The sequence below is a fragment of the Flavobacterium sp. KMS genome, assembly GCF_000813005.1.
Classification (GTDB): Bacteria; Bacteroidota; Bacteroidia; order Flavobacteriales; family Flavobacteriaceae; genus Flavobacterium.
In genome coordinates this window covers 146,251-166,560 of record NZ_JSYP01000007.1, presented here as the reverse complement: position 1 = coordinate 166,560, position 20,310 = coordinate 146,251, and the positions used below count along the sequence as shown (strand labels likewise).

At 34.2% G+C, this 20,310-nt stretch carries 13 protein-coding genes; 1 reads left to right on the top strand and 12 read right to left on the bottom strand.

What is annotated here, in order from left to right; all coding sequences use genetic code 11:
* Nucleotides 1–36: 36 nt before the first annotated feature.
* The 5 genes from OA93_RS09100 to OA93_RS09080 all read right to left on the bottom strand — a co-directional run bounded on the left by OA93_RS09100 (nucleotide 37) and on the right by OA93_RS09080 (nucleotide 5,741).
* Entirely contained in the window at nucleotides 37–1,053 is a 1,017-nt protein-coding gene (locus OA93_RS09100; RefSeq protein ID WP_039112862.1) for a M28 family metallopeptidase, read from the bottom strand.
* 7 nt (nucleotides 1,054–1,060) lie between these two features.
* On the bottom strand, nucleotides 1,061–2,125 hold the full coding sequence (locus OA93_RS09095) for a DUF3667 domain-containing protein (RefSeq protein WP_039112861.1): 1,065 nt from the start codon (nucleotides 2,123–2,125) through the stop codon (nucleotides 1,061–1,063).
* Between the two features lie 42 nt (nucleotides 2,126–2,167).
* Entirely contained in the window at nucleotides 2,168–2,941 is a 774-nt protein-coding gene (locus tag OA93_RS09090; protein ID WP_039112860.1) for a dienelactone hydrolase family protein, read from the bottom strand.
* Between the two features lie 102 nt (nucleotides 2,942–3,043).
* Nucleotides 3,044–5,197 carry a penicillin acylase family protein gene (locus OA93_RS09085; RefSeq protein ID WP_240474709.1) on the bottom strand — a complete coding sequence of 718 codons (2,154 nt, stop codon included), beginning with the start codon at nucleotides 5,195–5,197 and terminating at the stop codon, nucleotides 3,044–3,046.
* A 91-nt stretch (nucleotides 5,198–5,288) separates the two neighbouring features.
* On the bottom strand, nucleotides 5,289–5,741 hold the full coding sequence (locus OA93_RS09080; RefSeq protein WP_039112858.1) for an Lrp/AsnC family transcriptional regulator: 453 nt from the start codon (nucleotides 5,739–5,741) through the stop codon (nucleotides 5,289–5,291).
* A gap of 147 nt (nucleotides 5,742–5,888) precedes the next feature.
* On the opposite strand from OA93_RS09080, the gene rocD reads away from it, so the two are divergent.
* Complete coding sequence (gene rocD / locus OA93_RS09075) at nucleotides 5,889–7,142, top strand: ornithine--oxo-acid transaminase (protein WP_039112857.1); 1,254 nt, start codon at nucleotides 5,889–5,891, stop codon at nucleotides 7,140–7,142.
* Nucleotides 7,143–7,478: 336 nt separating this feature from the next.
* Here rocD and OA93_RS09070 read toward each other — a convergent pair whose 3' ends face one another.
* From OA93_RS09070 to OA93_RS09040, 7 genes are all read right to left on the bottom strand, one after another.
* A complete protein-coding gene (locus tag OA93_RS09070) occupies nucleotides 7,479–9,122 on the bottom strand; it encodes an arylsulfatase (protein ID WP_039112944.1) in 1,644 nt (547 codons plus the stop codon).
* 40 nt (nucleotides 9,123–9,162) lie between these two features.
* A complete protein-coding gene (locus OA93_RS09065) occupies nucleotides 9,163–10,425 on the bottom strand; it encodes a putative sulfate exporter family transporter (protein WP_039112855.1) in 1,263 nt (420 codons plus the stop codon).
* A 305-nt stretch (nucleotides 10,426–10,730) separates the two neighbouring features.
* Nucleotides 10,731–11,456, bottom strand: coding sequence for a thioredoxin domain-containing protein (locus OA93_RS09060; protein WP_039112854.1), 726 nt, complete (start codon nucleotides 11,454–11,456; stop codon nucleotides 10,731–10,733).
* A gap of 4 nt (nucleotides 11,457–11,460) precedes the next feature.
* The gene (locus OA93_RS09055) at nucleotides 11,461–12,534 is read right to left on the bottom strand and encodes a sterol desaturase family protein (protein ID WP_039112853.1); all 1,074 of its coding nucleotides are present in this window, start codon (nucleotides 12,532–12,534) and stop codon (nucleotides 11,461–11,463) included.
* Nucleotides 12,535–12,725: 191 nt separating this feature from the next.
* The gene (locus tag OA93_RS09050) at nucleotides 12,726–14,657 is read right to left on the bottom strand and encodes an arylsulfatase (RefSeq protein WP_039112852.1); all 1,932 of its coding nucleotides are present in this window, start codon (nucleotides 14,655–14,657) and stop codon (nucleotides 12,726–12,728) included.
* Nucleotides 14,658–14,683: 26 nt separating this feature from the next.
* Nucleotides 14,684–16,156 carry a RagB/SusD family nutrient uptake outer membrane protein gene (locus OA93_RS09045; RefSeq protein ID WP_039112851.1) on the bottom strand — a complete coding sequence of 491 codons (1,473 nt, stop codon included), beginning with the start codon at nucleotides 16,154–16,156 and terminating at the stop codon, nucleotides 14,684–14,686.
* Nucleotides 16,157–16,171: 15 nt separating this feature from the next.
* Nucleotides 16,172–19,294: a TonB-dependent receptor gene (locus OA93_RS09040; RefSeq protein ID WP_039112850.1), complete on the bottom strand. Its 3,123-nt coding sequence runs from the start codon at nucleotides 19,292–19,294 to the stop codon at nucleotides 16,172–16,174.
* Between the last annotated feature and the right edge of the window lie 1,016 nt (nucleotides 19,295–20,310).

Below are 20,310 nucleotides of genomic sequence, written 5' to 3'. Positions count from 1 at the left end.
CTGAACCTCTGAACCTTTGTCTCTTTGAACCTTATTTTACTTTTTATCAACTACTGGTCTGTTTTCTCTGTTTGCTAAATCCCAGGCAATTACAAAAGCAAGTTGCGTTCTTTTTGTTAAAGCATCGTATTCGATTTTTTCTGGCTCATCGCCTTTTTGGTGGTAATCTTCGTGAACACCATTAAAGAAAAACACAGATGGAATACCATGTTTAGCAAAATTATAATGATCAGAACGCTCATAAAAATGATTTGGATCTTTTGGATCATTGAATTTGAAGTCCAAATCGAGTTTAGCGTACTTTTCGTTTTGGGCTACTACAATATTATGTAAATCGCTAGATAATCTGTCGGCACCAATTACATATACATAATTGTTTGATTTTGCATGTTCTACATCGCGACGTCCAATCATGTCAATATTAATATCAGCGATTGTATTTGCAAGCGGAAACAATGGGTTTTCTGAGTAAAAACGTGAACCGTGTAAACCATGTTCTTCTCCAGTTACATGTAAGAAAAGTATAGAACGTTTAGGTCCATGTCCTTCTTTTTTTGCTTTTGCAAAAGCTTGTGCCATTTCTAGTAAAGCAACTGTTCCTGAGCCATCATCATCGGCACCATTATATACTTCGCCATCTTTTACTCCTACGTGGTCATAATGTGCAGAAATAACTAAGACTTCATCTGGCTTTTCTGAACCCTCGATATACGCCCAAATATTTTCTGAATCGGGTAAGTTTTGATTTCTTTTGGCATTAAGGTAAGAAGCCGGAACGGGTTGGTAGTAATCGGCTGCCCCTTTAGGAAAAGAAACTTTGTCTTTTTTGTACTGATTAATTAAATAAACTCCTGCTTTTTTTTGTCCTTCTGATCCTGTTTCTCTTCCTTCCATTTCATCAGAAGCTACTATGTAAAGATGCTTTTTTAAATCTTTGGCAGTAATAGTGTTCATGTATTTGGTTGGATCCGAATTATCCTTTGCAACAACACCTTGGGTGTTTTTACATGAAAATGCCGAAGCAATTACGAATAGAATTAATAATTTTTTCATTGTTTATTTAATGTAAATTGATAAATGTGTAAAAAGCGAATGCAACTAGTAAAAATAGTATAAAAATTGAATTTATGAAAAATAATACCATACTTTTAATAAATGATACAATTCTTGACTCTCCGTAAAATCTATGGTGAGCAGGGAAAAAATAATAAAACATCCACAGTACTCCGGCAGCCGTGAACCAATTAATTATAGTAGAAAGAAATGGATAGTTTATTGCATCTCCTATTTTTCCTATTGTAAATAGAATTAAGAATATTAGCAATAAGAATGAAAAATAATGTAGGGTAAATATCCCGTGGTCAAAATAATACCAACGCTTTTTATTATGAAAAATCCATAAAAAGAAAGCGAAAAATGGCATGATGATAAATAAAACTTTAGGTAAATTGTGTATAAATGACTCTACGAATTTATCGAGTACTTCTCGGCCATTATTTTTATCTTTTATAAGTTGGACTTTTCTGTTCAGCCAATAACTAAAGTCGGAAAGTTTTTTAGATTCTGGACCATATTTTTGAATGGAGTCTAGTTGATTAACAGATGTATATCCAAATTGAATTAGGCTTTCTTTGCTTGCTTTGGGATTACTTAAAACTTCTTCAATCGCTTTTTTATCTTCTTTCGATATTGATTCAGAGTTTAGTAGTGCTTTTACATCTTTATTTTCTTTTAATGACTTGGTAATGGTTGTAGTTTGCTTTTGAACGTTTTCTGGATTAATAGCTTCGCTTGTGTCGTCATTTACATGAAGAGGAAACATGGCGATTAAAAGAAAAGTTACAAAACTGATAAAAATATAAAGACGAACTGGTGCCAAATAAGATAATCGTTTTCCAGAAAGATACTCTTTAGTTAAAGCTGATGGTTTAAATAAAAGGTTTTTAATCGTACGCCAAAAAGCATTTTCATAATGCGTTAAATCTTCAAAAAAGTGAATGAATAAATGATGAAATGTTTTTCTGGTATCAGTGTTTTCTTGTCCACAATTTGGACAGTAATGTTGTTCGACAACGTGTCTGCAATTTAAGCAGGTTTTGTCTTTTCTTAATGGACTTTTTGACATAAATTATTTGGTTTGGTATTTTTTGGTTTGAGATTATTGTATTTATTTTTTTAACACTTCGTTTAAGAAAAGTTTTAAGTGTTCAAATGAACGTTTGGCAGCTTTTTCATTGTATGCAGCTCCTTTAGAATTATCGTTTCCTGCTTCGGGATTGGTGAATGAGTGTACCGCGTTGGCATAATAAATCATTTGCCAATCGGCTTTGGTGTCACGCATTTCTTGTTGAAAAGCGGTAATTTCTTCTGCAGATTCATATGGATCATCTGCACCATGGCAAACTAAAACTTTGGTTGTAATAGCTTCGTTGGTTCTGGCTGCATCTCTGGCTAAACTTCCGTGAAATGAAACAACACCTTTTAAATTAAGATGCCCTCTTGCAGCTTCCAGAACGCCTGTTCCTCCAAAACAATATCCTATTGCAACGATATTGTCGGCATTAGCTCCAGATTTTACCAATTGTTGCAAGGCAAGATTAATTCTTTTCTGGAATTCGGTATAGTTGGTTTTGTAATGGGTAGCAATTTTGTTAGCCTCAGTAGTATTTTTTGGGTAATTACCTTCTCCATATATATCGGCAATAAAGACATGATAACCCAGTTTAGCCAAATCTTCGGCAATTGCTTTTGAAGCATTATCGATTCCTAGCCAAGCAGGAATCATTAGTATACCTGGTTTATTATTGCTTTTTGTAGTTGGCTGAATGGCTAAGCCGTTAAGAGTCTGACTGCCATCGGTATATTTTATGGGCTTTAATTGTGCAAACATAATTGTGGTATTTAGTGAAATTCCTAAAATAAATAGATATATGGTTTTCATAATAATATGTTTTTAAGACAAATATCAGAAATATAATAATAGAAAAAAACCTCAAAAGATTTTTCTTCTGAGGTTTATATTGATTGTCGTAGATTCTGTAAATTATTGACCTGGATGATAGGTACGTTCGGCATTTTTTTCGACATCTTCTTTATAAAACAAAACATCTTTAAATTGCCCTTTTTGGTATATTTCGGCTTGATCGTAAAAATGTTTTGATTTAACATCTCCGCTGTTTCCGCCTGCAAGTAAAGATTTTGCTTTTACTTTAGTACCAAATTCTACGGCACAAACAAAACTATTGCCATTATATCCGTAACGCTTTTTAGTATTTTTCTGGAAACTACTTTTAAATGAGGGTAAGCTGCCCCAGGATCCTGGGCCATATCCTATAGGTAAACTTGCCTGTGAATCATTATAAGTTAGATTTAGATCTCCTGATAATCTCTGAAAACGGTTTATATCTCCCCAAGGAACCTGCCATGTTCCCCATTTATCTTTTAATTCTTTTATTGTAGCTTGTAGTTGTGGAATTAATTGACTGTCGGTTGCATTTTTTGCAAAGTTTTTAGTGTTTTCTACCTGATCGGCTTCTCCTTCATTAATGTATGCTTTTTGTATAATTGGGTCTAATTTGTATGCCCATTCGACTGCTAGTGTAGTTGCAACAGAATTTTCTCGGGCATAATAATCCCAGTTTTTTAAAACAGCAATAGGTTCGGATAAATCACTAAATTCTAAATCAGTTAGGCTTATGTCTTTTTCAAAAGTAGTAAGTAAGGCTGGAATTAATATTTCGAAAATGGAGAGTTTACTATCATAGCCATCGGCGATTACTTTGTCCAGTGTATATTTTTCGCCTTTACTAAAAATGCGAACGGCATTTATACCTCTAAAATTTTCTCCGTCGGGTGCCATATATGCAGGATAGTTTTCTCTTTTAGGGCTATTATCTCCAGCTACAGTGTAAGGTGTAGAATTACAATTTTGTAACCATCCATTTGCGGGATTATATAAATGAACTGTTTCGGATACGTCGTGTAATCCTTTCCATTGTGTGGCCGATGTTGTGCCGTCTATAACTTTTGACCAATTTAGTTTTTTATCTCTAATAGGTATAAAGTTCCCATGCCAGTACCCAATGTTTCCTTTGTTATCGGCATATACGGTATTGTTGGATGTATTTGCTTTTAAATCCATGGCCTTTTTATAATCTTCAAATCCTTTTGATTTTGTTCTAATCCAGCTTTGAACCAAACTATTCATGGAGCGATTGTTAGATTTAAGGCTAATCCATTTCCCATTTCGTTTAGCCATTATGGGACCATTGTTTGTAAAATAGGTTTTGAACTTTTTTGGAATTAATTTTCCGTTTTCCAAATAGCTAATTGTGATTTTCTTCTCAATTACAGGAATCAATTCTTGGTCATATTCATAAAATAGGTTTCCGTTTTTTTCGACTATTTTTTCGGCATACATGTCGGCAACATCTACATTTGAAGAAGTATGCATCCAACCACAGTTTTCATTAAATCCCTGATAAACGAAAAATTGTCCCCAAGTTACTGCTCCATAAACATTAAGACCTTCTTCGCTTGTAACTTGTACTTCGGGTCTGAAATAAAAAGTAGTATGTGGGTTTATATAAAGAATTGAATTTCCTGATGCGGTTTTAGAGGGGGCAAAAGCAAATCCGTTTGAGCCAGTTTGCACATTTTTCTCTCGTTCTACATACGCTACTTTGTCATTGTTTCCGGAGTAAAATGCTTTTAATTCTCCTGTAGAAAGATCGGCTGTGCTTATGGCACCAATACTTCCATCAGTCCAAAGCAAAGGAAACCAAGGTTCAAAATGGGTTAATAAAAGAGGTTTTACTTCGGGATGTTTGTATAGATAGTAGTTAATTCCGTCAGCATAACTATTCAATAATTTTTTTAACCATGGAGCCGCTTTTTTATAATCGGCTTTGGCCTCATTAGCATCTATTAAAAGTTTAATTTCTAAATCATTATATAAAACTGATTCTCCTTTTATTTCTGAAAGGCGTCCTAGTTTTTCTATGTAATTCATTTCAATACGTTTAAAATCGTCTTCACATTGGGCATACATTAAGCCAAAAACAGCATCGGCATCTGTTTTTCCATAAATGTGAGGGATACCCCAATTGTCACGTATGATGGTTACTTTTTGTGCTTTTTCCTGAAGTTTTTTAACCTCTCTTTTTCTTGTTTTTTGCGAAAAAAGGGTTAAGCTCAAAAGGAAAAAAAAGAATATAAATAGTATGTTTTTTTTAGAATAAACCATATGATTTAGCCAGTTTAAGTTTCTTTCGAAATTAGTCTATTTTTTATAGACTTGCATTTCTTTTAAAAGCGCATCCTAATTCTATAATAGAATCTGTTTTGGCGATTCCTGGAATGCTATCGATTTTTTCGTAGAGTATTTTTCTCATGTGTTCGTGATTCTTGGCTATAATTTTTATGTAAAGGGTAAAGGATCCCGTAACATAATAACATTCGGTGATTTCGGGAATTTTTTTTAATGCCTCGATTATCCTGTCAGAATCTGAATCTTTATTAAGAGTTATTCCTGTAAATGATGCCCAATCGTATCCAATTTTCTTTTCGTTAACAACTGGCTTTATTCCAGATAATACACCTTGTTCTATTAAACGATTGATGCGCTGATGCACCATTGTATTAGAAATTTTTAAGTTGGTTGCAATAGCAGAATATGCCATTCGACCGTCTTTTTCTAATTGTTTGATGATGTTGATGTCAAATTCGTCTAATGAATCCATGAAATTTGTTTTAAATTAAATTGACTTTATTTTTGATTAAATAAATATAAATTGACTTTTTATATCCTTAATCAAGTCAAAAGTATTAAAAATTATTGTAAAATTAAAAAATAGTCTTAGTTTTGTAAAAAGTTAAAAATAAAGATCATGGAACAGGTTCAACAAATTCTTTCGTCAAAATCTAATGTATTAATTGAGAAAGAAAATAAATACGGTGCTCATAATTATCATCCATTACCAGTTGTTTTAGAAAAAGGTGAGGGGGTTTATGTTTGGGATGTTGACGGAAAGAAATATTTTGATTTTTTATCGGCATATTCTGCGGTAAATCAAGGGCATTGTCATCCTAAAATTGTGAAAGCAATGGTGGATCAGGCTCAAACATTAACATTGACTTCGAGAGCTTTTTACAATGATAAACTAGGAAACTATGAAGAATTTGTAACTAAGTTTTTTGGTTTTGATAAGGTTTTACCAATGAATACTGGTGCTGAAGCTGTAGAAACTGCTATTAAATTATGTCGTAAATGGGCATATGAAGTAAAAGGAGTTGCTGAGCATGAGGCGCAAATTATTGTTTGTGAGAATAACTTTCATGGTAGAACGACTACTATTATTTCGTTCTCTAATGATGAGAGTGCACGTAAGAACTTTGGTCCTTATACTGCTGGTTTTATAAAAATAGAATATGATAATCTTGATGCTTTGGAAAAAGTATTGGAATCGTCTAAAAATATCGCTGGTTTTCTTGTAGAACCTATTCAGGGTGAAGCTGGGGTTTATGTTCCTTCTGAAGGTTATTTGGCTAAAGCCAAAGCACTTTGTGAGAAACATAATGTTTTGTTTATTGCCGATGAAGTTCAAACGGGAATTGCTCGTACAGGAAAATTATTAGCTGTACACCATGAAAATGTTCAACCTGATATTTTAATTTTAGGTAAAGCAATTTCTGGTGGTGTATATCCTGTTTCGGCTGTATTGTGTAATGATGTTATCATGAACGTTATTAAACCAGGTCAACACGGGTCAACTTTTGGAGGAAATCCTGTTGCTGCTGCTGTTGCAATTGCAGCTCTTGAGGTTGTAAGGGATGAAAATTTATCTGAGAATGCAGAGCGTTTAGGGATTATATTACGTAATGGTTTAAATGATATTGCTAAGCGAAATGACCTTATTACTTTGGTTCGTGGTAAAGGTTTACTAAATGCAATTGTAATTAACTGCGATGAAGAATCTGATCTTGCTTGGGAAATTTGTTTGAGATTTAGAGATTACGGTTTATTAGCTAAACCTACTCATGGAAACAAAATTCGTTTGGCGCCACCTTTGGTTATTACCGAAGATCAAATTAAGGAATGTCTTGCTATTATAGAAAAAGCGCTTAATGATTTTAAAAAATAAGTAGCAATTTATAGCCTAATCTTGATGGTAACTTGCCATCTAGAGATTGGTATAAAATAAACACGAATTTCACGAATTGACACTAATTAGTTTGTGAAATTAATTTCACAAACTAATTTAATCTTTAAAATTTGTGCAAATTAGTGTAATTCGTGTTTAAAATTTATTTACAATATTCATAGCCTAGCCCTGATGGGAACGGCATCCTTTTTCTGGCTTTTTTAGACAGAAAAAGATATAGTGTACAGCAGGATTTAGCTCTTGAAAAATAAAAAAGCGATAGTTTGAGGACTATCGCTTTTCGTTTATAATTGCTTAAAATATCAAAAAAAGCAACTATTTCTTTAATGGGGATCCACCGGACATTACTTCGGTTTTTAGTTTGAATTTGCTGTATTCGACTACTCCGGTTTTATCTGCCCAATCAAAATATTTTGCCGATAACTGATTTACGATTCCAGGGTTTTGCTGGGCTACATTGGTAGTTTCGCCTCTATCGGTATCGATGTTATAAAGTTCCCACTCGTAGGATGGATATATGGAAACTAATTTCCACTTGCCATCTCTCACGGCTCGGTTTCCTGCTCTTTCCCAAAATAATGATGTGCCTCGATCTACCTGCGAAACATTATTAAATAAAACAGGTATCAAACTACTTCCAACCAAAGGATTTGTCGTCACACCATTATATTCTTTGGGATATTGTATTCCTGCCAATTCGTAAAAAGTAGGGGCAAGGTCGATGATGTGTCCTGTTCCTTTATCGATTCGTCCAGCTTTTATTTGTGATGGATACCATGCGATAAATGGGGAGCTAAAACCTCCTTCGTGCATATTGTTTTTATATTGTTGCAATGGGGTATTGGATAAATACGCCCAGTTTTGTTCCTGATAATCAAATGAACCTGATGTTCCTACTGGTCCTGTATTTCGTACAAGTCCTCTGTTTAACGGATTGTAACTATTGAATCCGCCTTGTGCACCATTGTCTGAAATGAAAATTATTAGGGTGTTTTTATCTTTTTTTAATGCTTTTAATTCGTCTAAAACTTTTCCAACATTTTGATCCATATTATCGACCATTGCAGCATAAATTTCCATTTTGGCTTTCCAGAATTGTTTCTCGTCGTAGGTTAATTTATTCCATTCTGGTACTTCGGGATCTCTTGGTCCAATGGTTTGATCTGCCTGAAGGATTCCGTTTTCTTTTAGTTTTTGGATTCTTTTTTCTCTCAATACATCCCAACCTTCATCAAATTTACCTCTGTATTTGGCTATATCTACAGGTTTTGCCTGCAATGGCCAGTGTGGCGCTGTAAAGGCTAAATACAAAAAGAATGGTTTGTTTTCTTTATTTTGTTCTTCTAGAAATGTTACAGCATTATTCCCGATTTCATCTGTAAAATAATACGAATCGTCTTTTGGGTGTAATTCGACATTGTTTTTTATCAGTTTTACTGGATAAGGTGTTTTTCCGAATGGCAATGGTTTGGTATCAAAATAGTTTGATGCTCCTTTTAGGATTCCGTAAAATTTATCAAATCCTCTTTGGTTGGGCCATTGTGCCTGATCCTCTGATCCTACGTGCCATTTTCCAGACAATAAAGTACTGTAACCACCAGAGCGGAAAACTTCGCCTAGGGTTAATGATTCTTTATTTAAATAACCTTGATAGGCTGGTAAGCCAAGATTTACATCAAAAAAACCTACGCCTGCTTTATGCTGATATTGTCCTGTTAATAGGGATGCTCTGGTTGGAGCACAAATAGAGTTGTTGTAAAATTCTCGTAATCGTAATCCTTCTGTGGCTAGTTTATCTAGGTTTGGTGTTTTTATTTCGGAGCCATAATTTCCTAAATCCGAATATCCCATATCATCAACCATAATTAGGATGATGTTAGGTTTTGAAGTGTTGTTTTGTGCCTGAACTAAAACGACTGTTGTCAGTAGAAGGTTTAGTGTGATAATTATTTTTTTCATTTTCATTTTAAATTTTGTGAGCTAATTCTAATCTGTAATTTTAGTTACTAAATAGTAAAAAGGCAATTATTAAGGTTATGATTACATTGAATAACTGCGCGATTAAAAAGGCATATAATGGTTTTTTGCTGTTGTTGCTAAACAAATCTTTAAAGTTGGTTTCCAGACCTATACTTGTAAATGCTAATGCAAACCAAATTCCTTGTAAATTCTTTAAACTATCCTTGACCTGATCTCTAACTTCGGGAGTAAGCAGGAACGAAAAGATCAATGAAGCAGCTATAAAACCGATAACAAATTTTGGGAAGCGTTCCCAAATAACTCCTAATGTCGGCTTTGATGCGACTGCTTCGGCTGATTTATTATGGGTATATGTCCAGTAAACAGATATGGCAAAAGCAGCTAATCCTAATAATACATTTTGAGAGAATTTTACAATTGTGCTAATTTTTAAAGCGGTTTCTCCTACTAGTGAACCTGATGCTACGACTGCTCCCGAGGTATCGATACTACCGCCGAGCCAAGCTCCGGTTACTTCTTCGGGGAAGTTGAAATACTTGGCAATTATGGGCATAAATATCATCATGGGTATTGCCGTTACTAATACCATCGAAATGACATAGGACAGTTTTTTAGAATCTCCTTTGATAGCACCTGATGTTGCAATAGCAGCAGAAACGCCACAAATGGAAACGGCACTAGAAATCATCATTGTTAGTTCATCATCGACCTTTAGTTTTTTGCACAACCAAAAAGCAAAGTACCAAACGGATAATACGACTATCAAAGCTTGAGCTAATCCTAATGTGCCTGCTTTAAGAATGTCGGAGAAGATTACGCTTGTGCCTAATAATACTAATCCGATTTTTACAAATACTTCTGTAGCAAGTGCTGTACGAAACCATTCGGGTAGTTTGAAAAAGTTACCAATGACTAAACCTATTATTAGACTGAAAATTACGGCTTCGAGATTGAATCCTTTTATCGTTGCATTTCCTGCAATAATCAAGGCAATAACGGTTAGTATATAAACTATTGGAAAACCGAGTAAAAAGTTTTTTACTGATTTTCCGATTAGGAAAGCACCAATTGTACCTATAGTGATAAGGTATAAAAACTGCAATGCGATGATTTGTAAATTATCTGAAGCAAATACATCTTTTAATAAATCTGTTCCATTTGTCCATTTGAATACAGGAACTTCCGGAAGAAAAATAAATAAGGATATCCCAATTATTAAGAATCCTAGAATAACGACTGTCCAGTCTTCGTGAATGGTATATTGTTTTGTTTTAATTGACATTTTAATGTTTTTTATTTTTTTCCTGCAAGGTCTTTTTTTGACCTTGTAGGTATGGTAATGTTGCGTAAAAGCTTTGCTTCTTTTTCTGCCACAGATTAAAAGGATTTGAAGGATTATTTATTTCTATAAAGCTTTTGAATGGTTAGACGCACTGCGGTGTGTCTCTACAGAAAACCTTTGCGGCTTAGAACCTCAGAATCTTAGTGTCTTAGTACCTTTTTTTAAACCTTTGAATGGTTAGACGCACTGCGGTGCGTCTCTACAGGAAAACCTTTGAACCTTTGCGCCTCAGAACCTTAGAACCTTTAATTCAAAGCTAGATCAACATCTTTTTTCAAATCACCTAATCCTTCTTTCTTGAAAACAATTTTTCCTTTTTGATATAGAATCAAGGTTGGGAAAACTTTTATTGATTTTAAGTCGGCTATGACTTGTGGGTTTTCTTCTAAGTCAATTTCTACGATTTTTAAGTTTTCACCATATTGTGCTTTTATTGTTTCTAGAACTGGTTTTACTTTTTTGCAAGCGCCACAATATTTAGATCCAATATCTACCAAAACCGAATTGTTATCGGCAATGATTTTGTTGTATTCTGCTAGCGATAATTTGCTTTTATCCCGATAGCTATCGGGATTAGCATAAAATGGTTTTCCGTTTCCAATCCAGTTGGCGATTCCACCTTCTAGACTGTAGGCTTCTTTAAAGCCATTTTTTAATAATTCTTTTTCTAATGCTACACTTCGCCCTGCTCCGATGGAGTAAATAAATACGGGTTTTGATTTATCTAAAGCAGCCACAGATTTGACATAATTCTCAGATTGCAAATTAAAATTGACTGCGCCATTTATATGATTCAATGCAAATTCCTCTGCACCACGAGCATCAATTATCTGTGGATTTTTTTGACTTTTTATTTTCGAATAAAATACATCTAGCGATACTATATTCGAGCTTTTATCTTGGGCAAAGCCTGCAATCGTAAATAGCAGGATTAATGCTGTAATGCTGTTTTTTATGTTTAAATTTTTCATGTTTTTAGGATTGGGTTTGCTGTTCAAAATAGGCAGGAGTTTGAGTAGCGTTATTATTTGATTTTTGTGTTAGTGGAACTGAAAAAACACCATCGGCGAGAGCACTTCCTTCTTTTTTAGATTTGAATATTGGCCAAAGAAATTGTGCATACCATTCTTCTTGTTTGTATGATTTGATTCCGTAAGATTTTGGGAATTTACGTGTGATTAAACCTGTCCCGAAGATTACGTCCCAAATGAAAAACATATTCCCAAAGTTGCCTTTAAAATGTCCGATACCATCACCACTAGTATCTGCATGATGTGCGTGATGCGTGGCTGGAGTCGAAATTAATCGTTCTAAAACCCATGCAATAGGATGCAATACTTTGTATTTATAAAGAGGTTTGTCCCAAGCAATACTAGAATGTGCTCCTAATGTGATAAAACTTTTTATAACCAAAACAAACAAAGCAGGTAATCCTAATCCTAAATAGGTTAATGTAGCTGTTAGGTATATTTGAGAGAAAAACACGGTGTAAATAAAGTTTTGTCTAGAAAGCATCGCCATTCCCATATACGGAGCTGAATGATGTGTTCTATGAAAACGCCATAAAAATGGTACTTGATGATGCAAACGGTGATACCAATATTGGGTTAAATCATCGGCTACTGCAATTAAGAAAAAACCTCCCCAAAACGGAACCCAAGAAAGTGCATTTTCTAGATTCGGAATTATTATTGGTAATATTGTTAAGCTGAAAAATGCAATAATAGGAGGTAGGATTAACTTAGGAGCCAAGAAGCTTATAATATCTATTTTGCGTTCTTCACCTGTCCATTGATCATCGTATAAACCAGCGGTGAATTCTATGATTCCCAGAACAAGCATAAATACGGTTAATCCCCATGTTCTTATGTTTGAAAATGCAGGTTTTGCAAATTCTAAAAACGATGGTAATGTAATATGTGATTCGGTTACGATGCCGTTACTTAATTTAAAGTAAAGGTAAATTGCCAATACTGGCAAGGAGTATATAAAAAGACTGATGGCTAAGTCTCTTTTTAAATTTTTATTTGAGTTTTGCACTATTGCCATGATTTCTTATTTTAAAAGTTGATTTACTAAGGTTAAACCTCCAGCCAAAATGATTAGCGGAACTAAAAAGAGTATTGCACCAACAAGAATCTTTTTTGCTATAATTTCAAAGTCTACTCGTTTCATATTTTTTTATTTAATAGAATCAGGTCTTTTATGTTTTGGTAAAAGACCTGAATCATGATTTATTATTAATTTGTTGCTCCAGATTGTGTTGCTTTTTTAGCCAATTCCTGAAGTGTTTTTCCTTTGTCGGCTCCAAGATTATGTATTCTTCTATTAAATACATCTTGCCAGTCGATTAGCGGATAAACGTTGTTTTCTTTTGCTTGCTCATCAAATAATTTCTGAAGTTCGGCTAATTTCTCTGGGTACTTTTTAGCCAAGTTTACACGCTCGTTAAAATCTTCGTTTAGGTTATACAATTCCCAAACATCGGTATCAAAATTGCTAGGTGCTGGTGCTTCGTTTTTGCCCAATGAATTTTTTATAGCAAATGAATCTGGAAGGTGTGCAGCAGCTGCTTTCCATCCATCTTTGTAAATGGCTCTGTTTCCAAAAATGTAGTAGTATTGTATTTTGTGTAATGACTCTGCTTTGGCATTATTTAGCGAAGCGTACAAAGTAGAACCTTGTATAGCATCTTGCTTGATTTCTCTAATATATTCAGGAGCTTTAATTCCTGCAATATCTAAGGTTGTAGGCAGTAAGTCGGTTACATGGCTGTATTGGTTTCTGATACCGCCTTTTTCTTTAATTTCTTTTGGATAATAAACAATCAATGGGTTGCGTGTTCCTCCTTCTGATTGTGCATCTTGTTTCCAATTTTTAAAAGGCGAATTTGTTGCTTGTGCCCATCCTAAAGGGTAATTGGTATTTAATCCTTTGGCTGTACCAATTTCTCCGATATTGTTTAAATTGTTCTGAAGATTTTGTTCATCAGATACTGTTTTAGAAAAAAGAGATTGGTTAATTGTACCTTGTAAAGTTCCTTCTTTACTTGCTCCATTATCACCAATGGCAACAAAAATTAAGGTGTTCTCTAATTGATTGGTTTCTTTTAGATGATTTACGATTCTTCCAATCTCGTGATCAGTATAAGTAAGATATCCAGCATATACTTCCATGAATCTGGCGTATACTTTTTTCTCATCTGCTGATAATTTTTTCCAATCGGTAATAAGCGGATTGCGTTCTGGTAATACAGCATTGGCAGGAATTACACCTAATTTTTTCTGATTAGCCAATACTTTTTCACGATATACATCCCAACCTTCATCAAACTTTCCTTTATATTGATCGCTCCAAGAATCAGCTACCTGATGAGGTGCATGAACTGCTCCGGGTGCATAATATAAAAAGAATGGTTTATTGGGAGCGGCTTTGTGCTGCTTGGTAATATAACTAATAGCTTTATCGGTAATCTGATCTGTTAAATGTCTGCCATCTGGAGTAACATGCGCATTATCCTCGACTAAATCTGGTTTGTATTGATCGGTTTGTGATCCTAAGAAACCAAAAAAGTGTTCAAAACCTTTACCTGTTGGCCATCTGTCAAACGGCCCAGCATCTGTAGCTTCTTCATCAGGAGTTAATCCATATTTACCAACTGCAAAAGTGTTGTATCCTTTATCTCTTAAAATCTCAGCTATAGTTCCTTTATCAGATGGGATTCTTCCGTCCCAACCCGGAAAACCTGCTGACATAACTGTATGCGAAAATCCGCTAACATGTACTTTACCTGAATTTCTTCCGGTTAATAATGCCGCACGTGTTGGCGCACAAATAGCTGTTGTATGAAAGTTGGTATAGCGTAAACCATTATTAGCCAAATTATCAAATGTTGGTGTTTGTATTAAACCTCCAAAAGAACTAGAAGCACCAAAGCCTACATCGTCTAGTAAAATCCAGATTATATTTGGTGCGCCTTTTGGTGCCGTAACAGGCTCTGGCCAATATTCTTTAGAGTCGGCTAAGGTTTTACCTATTACGCCTTTAAAGTTTGTATCTGGATTTGTTTGTGCAAATCCTTGTACTGCTCCTAATTGTGTGGCTAGGAGAGCAGTAATCAAAAGCCCTTTTTTAGGACTTTTGATCGTGCTGTTAATATTAATTTTTTTCATTTTTAATAGTTTTTTATGGTTTGTAGTTAATATCCAGGGTTTTGTGGTAAACCAACTGGGTTAATATTTCTTTCGCTTTGCGGAATTGGGTATAGATTGTTTCTTTCTGAAACTGAAGCTTTTGCTACTACTTTTTTAACTTCGGTTACCAATGTTCCCCAACGTACTAAATCATACCAGCGTTGTCCTTCTTGTACAAATTCTTTTTTGCGTTCTTCCTGAATCGCTGCTCTAAATGTTACAGGGGTTAATCCTGATAAATCTATTGTTGGATCTGGTGTATTAATTGGTTTTCCATAAGCTCTCCTTCTTACTTGGTTTAAAGCTTCATAAGCTTCGGTAGTAGGTCCGGATTGTTCATTTGTCGCTTCCGCTAAAGACAATAAGATGTCGGCATAGCGAATAATCGGAAAATTAATGGCCACATTACCCGGAGTCGCTAGGTTTGTGAGATCTAGGTATTTTTTAAAAATTGGTTTAGGAAAAGTATAAAGTGTTCCTGTAGCAGGATTCAGCAGTTGTTTGGCATAACTTACATCTCTTCTGGTATCTCCAGCGGTATAAGTATCATAAAATAAAGCTACATCCGAGATGATATCTGCGGGTTCTGTGGCTGTAAATCCTGTAAAAGATGTTCCTTGAAAAGTACTTCCACTAGATCCATTTCCTGCCTGATTTGGCTCAAATTGTACCGAAAAAATATGTTCTTTTCCGTTCTTTTTAGTTTTATTAAATACATCAGCAAAATTTTCAAAAAGAGCATATCCATATCCACCATTAATAACTTCTTTGGTTTTAAGGATGGCATTAGGCCAATCTTTTCTTGTCAAATATACTTTTGCCAAAATAGCTTTTGCAGCTCCAGATGTAGCACGTCCGGCATCATTTGCAGGATAAGTAGTAGGTAAGCCTTCGGCATCTTTTAAGTCGCTAATAATTTGTGCGTATACTTGTTCTACTGTTGCTCTATTTGCTTTTAGACTTTCTAAATCAATAGATTTTGGTTCGTGTAAAACTATCGGAACTCCACCCCAAAGACGAACTGCCTGAAAATATAATAGTGCTCTAATAAATTTGGCTTCATTAATCAATCTGGTTTTTACCACTTCAGATCCTGATACTTTTGGGATGTTATCGATAGATACATTGGCTCTGTTTATTCCAGAATATATTTGGCGCCAAGCCACTTGTACACGATCAGAAGTTGCATCATGAGTTAAACTACTCAATGCTCTTACTTGTGGATTTGTAGCCGAAACTCCTGCCGCAGCATAATCAGTCGCCATATCGGTTAGGAAATAAAGATTTCTCCCAAATAAACTTTGTTCTCCCGGATCAAGACTCAAAGAGGCATATACAGCATTTACGCTTGCTACTGCATCATCTTGGGTTTTAAAGTAATTGTCTTCGGTTACAAATGAGGTTGGTGTTACCTCAAGTTCGGTGCACGATATAAACAGACCGACACTTAATAGTAATGTTATTATTATTTTTTTCATCGTTTATTTTTTTACTTAGAAAGTTACGTTCAAGCCAGAAATGAATGTTTTAGAATTTGGATAAGCTCCAAAGTCAATTCCGGGATATAAATTATTTTGTTCATAAGAACTTACCTCTGGATCATAACCAGTGTATTTAGTCCATGTTATTAAGTTTTCGGCAGATACATAAAATTTAATGCTCTTTGTTCCTAGTTTAGACGAAAGGCTTTTAGGTAATGTATATCCAAAAGTGATTAATTTTAATCTCAGGAAAGAAGCATCTTCTACGTAGCGTTCTGAAACTATACCTAGTGGAGAACTAGATGCTCTAGGGATTTCATTGCTTGGATTTGTTGGAGTCCAGCGATCATTTAGAGTTGCTGCTGCATTAGTACCAAGAGTAGAAATTTCTAATTGTTGGTTAAGCGCATTAAATATTTTTCCGCCATAAGATCCTTGTAGAGAGAAATTCAAATCGAAGTCATGATAAGAAATTGTATTACTAAAACTTCCAACAAATTTTGGTTGTGAACTTCCAAGATCTCCTTTATCAGCAGCCGATATTACGCCATCGCCATTAGTATCTACATATTTTCTATCTCCAACTTTGGTATTAGCAAGACTGTTTATTTTAGGTTGTGTGTTAACTTCTTCTTGAGTCTGAAAAATACCATTGGTTTTGTATCCCCAAAAAGTTCCCAAAGGCGAACCTACTTTTACCGTTACAGGTTGTTGTTGCAATAAAGAACCATTAGGAACTACAGGAAAAAATTGATCAACTCCATTTCCTATAGAAACTACTTTGTTTTTATTGGCAGAGAAAACAATGTTAGAATTCCATGAGAAGTTTTCTGTTCTTAAATTTTCTGTTGTTAAGCCAATTTCGATTCCTTTATTTTCAACTCCACCAATATTTTGTAGTACTGTCGCATATCCTGAAGTAAGCGGAATTGGTACATTTATAAGTAAATCGTTTGTTTTTTTATAGTACACATCAAAAACAAAATTTACTCTTCTGTCTAATAATGATAAATCTAAACCTACATTATATTGATTGGTTTTTTCCCATTTTAAGTCTGGATTTGCTAATCGGGTAGGAGCTAATCCTGTTTGTAAGGTTCCTCCAAAAGCATAGTTAACAGAACCCATTGAAGCCAAAGAAAGATAATTTCCGATTTCCTGATTTCCTGTTGTTCCCGCTGTTAATCTTAATTTTGCTTCGGTTACACCTTTAATATTTTTAGCAAATTCTTCTTCGGTTATGTTCCATGAAAATCCTGCCGATGGGAAATAGCCCCAAAGCGATTCCGAACCAAATCTCGAAGATCCATCCGCACGAGCAGATAATGTAAAATTATATTTGCCTTTATAAGAATAATTTATTCTGGTTAACCATGATTTCAACACACTCTCAAAAGCATCACTATATGGTTTTACGGGTACACCATCTTGTAAAGCATTGTAAGTATTTGCATCATTTACAAAAGTATTTGCACCTGCATTAACTATTTCTCCTTCGGTGTATTGAAGTGTATATCCTGCCAAAGCAGAGAATTTATGGTCTTCGCCAAAAGTGGTGTTGTAGTTTAAAGTGTTTTCATTTAATACAGAACTTACTAATCGGTCACCTACAGAAGCCAATCCTTTTGTTCCTGCACCATTTGTAGTATACGACGGAGCATAATAATTTTGTTTAGTACCAATAACATCTCCACTTACAGCAACTTTGGCGGTTAGTTCTTTAGTTATTTTATATTCCCCAAACAGGCTGGTCAATATTCTATTAATTTTGGTTTCATTGGTAGTATTTTCCAAATCATTAATCGGATTTGGTATATAACCATTAACAGATGTAGCGTAAGGATTTTGTGTTACATTATAAGATCCATCAGAATTTTTGATAGGAACTACAGGAGCCATTAATAAAGCAGCAACTAGCGGATTTGGTTGTCTGCTGCTAGAATTAGAACCGACACCATTAGATATTGAGTTGCTATAATTAGCGTTTACACCAAACTTAAATGCTTGAGAATAGTTTCTTTCATAATTGGCGCGAAGAGAAATTCGTTTAAAATCTGATCCAAGTAAAATACCTTCTTGATCAAAATAACCTGCAGAAACGGCATATCTTGAGCGATCATCTCCGCCAGAAAAAGTCAATTGATGATTTTGGATAGGAGCTGCAGTTCTAAAAGCTGCCTTTTGCCAGTCATAATCTCCAGAAGTTTTTAGTGCTTCTATCTGAGCTGGCGAGAATGAAGGTGCTTGTCCTATACTTGCCTGAACATCATTACGTAAACTTGCCCATTCGCTGGCATTCATCAAGTTTAATTTTTTTGAAACATTCTGAAATCCAAAATACCCTTGATACGAAATATTGTCTTGTCCTTTTATTCCTTTTTTGGTAGTAATAAGTACGACACCATTTGCACCACGAGATCCATAAATTGCAGTTGCCGATGCATCTTTAAGAACCTCAATAGATTCTATATCACCAGGATTAATTGTTGATAGTACATTAACCGTTGCTCCAGAATAAGATACACCCGCAGTACTATTACTATTGTCATTATAAATTAATATTCCATCTACAACATAAAGAGGTTCATTACCTGCCGTAATCGAGTTTCCTCCTCGGATACGTACACTAGATGAAGCTCCGGGCTGTCCAGAACTTTGGGTAACAACTACTCCGGGAATTGCGCCTCGTAGTAAGTTATCTGCCGATGAGGTAACCTGTGCCAGATTTGCTTTAGGAACTGAAGCTACAGAACCTGTAATGTCTTTTCTTTTTTGAGCTCCATATCCCACAACTACTAATTCGTCTAGTTCTTGGCGTTCTTCTTTTAAACTAATGGTAATAGGATTCTTCTCAACAATTACTTCGGCTTTTTTATATCCTATATAACTTACTATTAAAGTGTATGGGAATTTTTGACCTGTCTGAAAATAAAATTTTCCTTCGGCATCTGTAACTACTCCGTGCGTAGTACCTTTAATGTTTACAGATGCTCCAATAATGGGTTGATTTGTAATGTCATCGACTATGGTTCCGTCGAGTTTAGATTGTATAAGAGGGGTTGTATCTTGTGCATTAATTCCGGCAGATACAAGCAGAAGTAATAGCAATGAGTATATGTTTAATTTTTTTTTCATTTCTTTGTGTTGGTTTAAATAGTAAAGGCATAGCGAAAGCTGAGAAATCAACTATCGTTTCCTTTATAAAGAGATTCACATTTTTTTTAAGCCTGCCATTTCTGTTGCCGCAGAAATGGCTTTTTTTATTTACAGCAACTTCTATACATTGTTTTCATTTTCCTTTTTTTAGTTAATTATTTATTTTAGTTTTTTACATGTTTTTCCACCAACTTGTTCCTTACGCATGTGGTAAAGAATAGTTTTTGTCTTTTCAGTAAGATAATTGTGGGGGGTGTTTAATAAAATTCGTTTAAGTCAAACTATAATAAGTTTATAGTTTTATAATAGGTAAACGAAAATATTACGATGAGAATTAGCAACAGATACACATATAACAGAAGGTGTTATAAGTGTATACTTTAGGAAGACTGTAGTTAGATATTCTCTCGATTGTTTTCAAAATATAGATTGTTTTTATTTAAACTCTACTAATTCTATAGACAAAGTTAAATTATATATAATAAAAACCAAAAATTTATATAATTATTTTTGAAAATAAATAGGGGAGATACAATTTATTATTCTTTTTGTGTGTTTTAATTTATTGATTACTAGGCGTTTGTTTTTGTTTGTTGCTTCTTTTTTTATTTAAAAAAAAGATATAGTAATTAATAAAAAAATAGCTTTTTTAATACAATTTCAATATGGAATCTTAATTTATTGACTATCAAAATCTTCGTTTTTATTATTGTTTTGGTATGAAAGCGCCGTTTATCTCATTTGCAGCTAAAATTTTAACAAAAGTGGAGCAGAAAAGGATTTTTGTTATTCTCTTATAATAAACGATAATCAAAATTTATTAGTTTATGATGTTGATATTAAGTTATTTATATTCTTTATTAATACGAGTTTATTCCTTTTTGTGTAAATTTTTTTGTTAATTTTATTCGGAATAAAACCATCATTGTTTAATATAATATCCAATTGGCCATAAAAAAGTCATTAAGGATAATATTGTCCTTAATATGACAAAT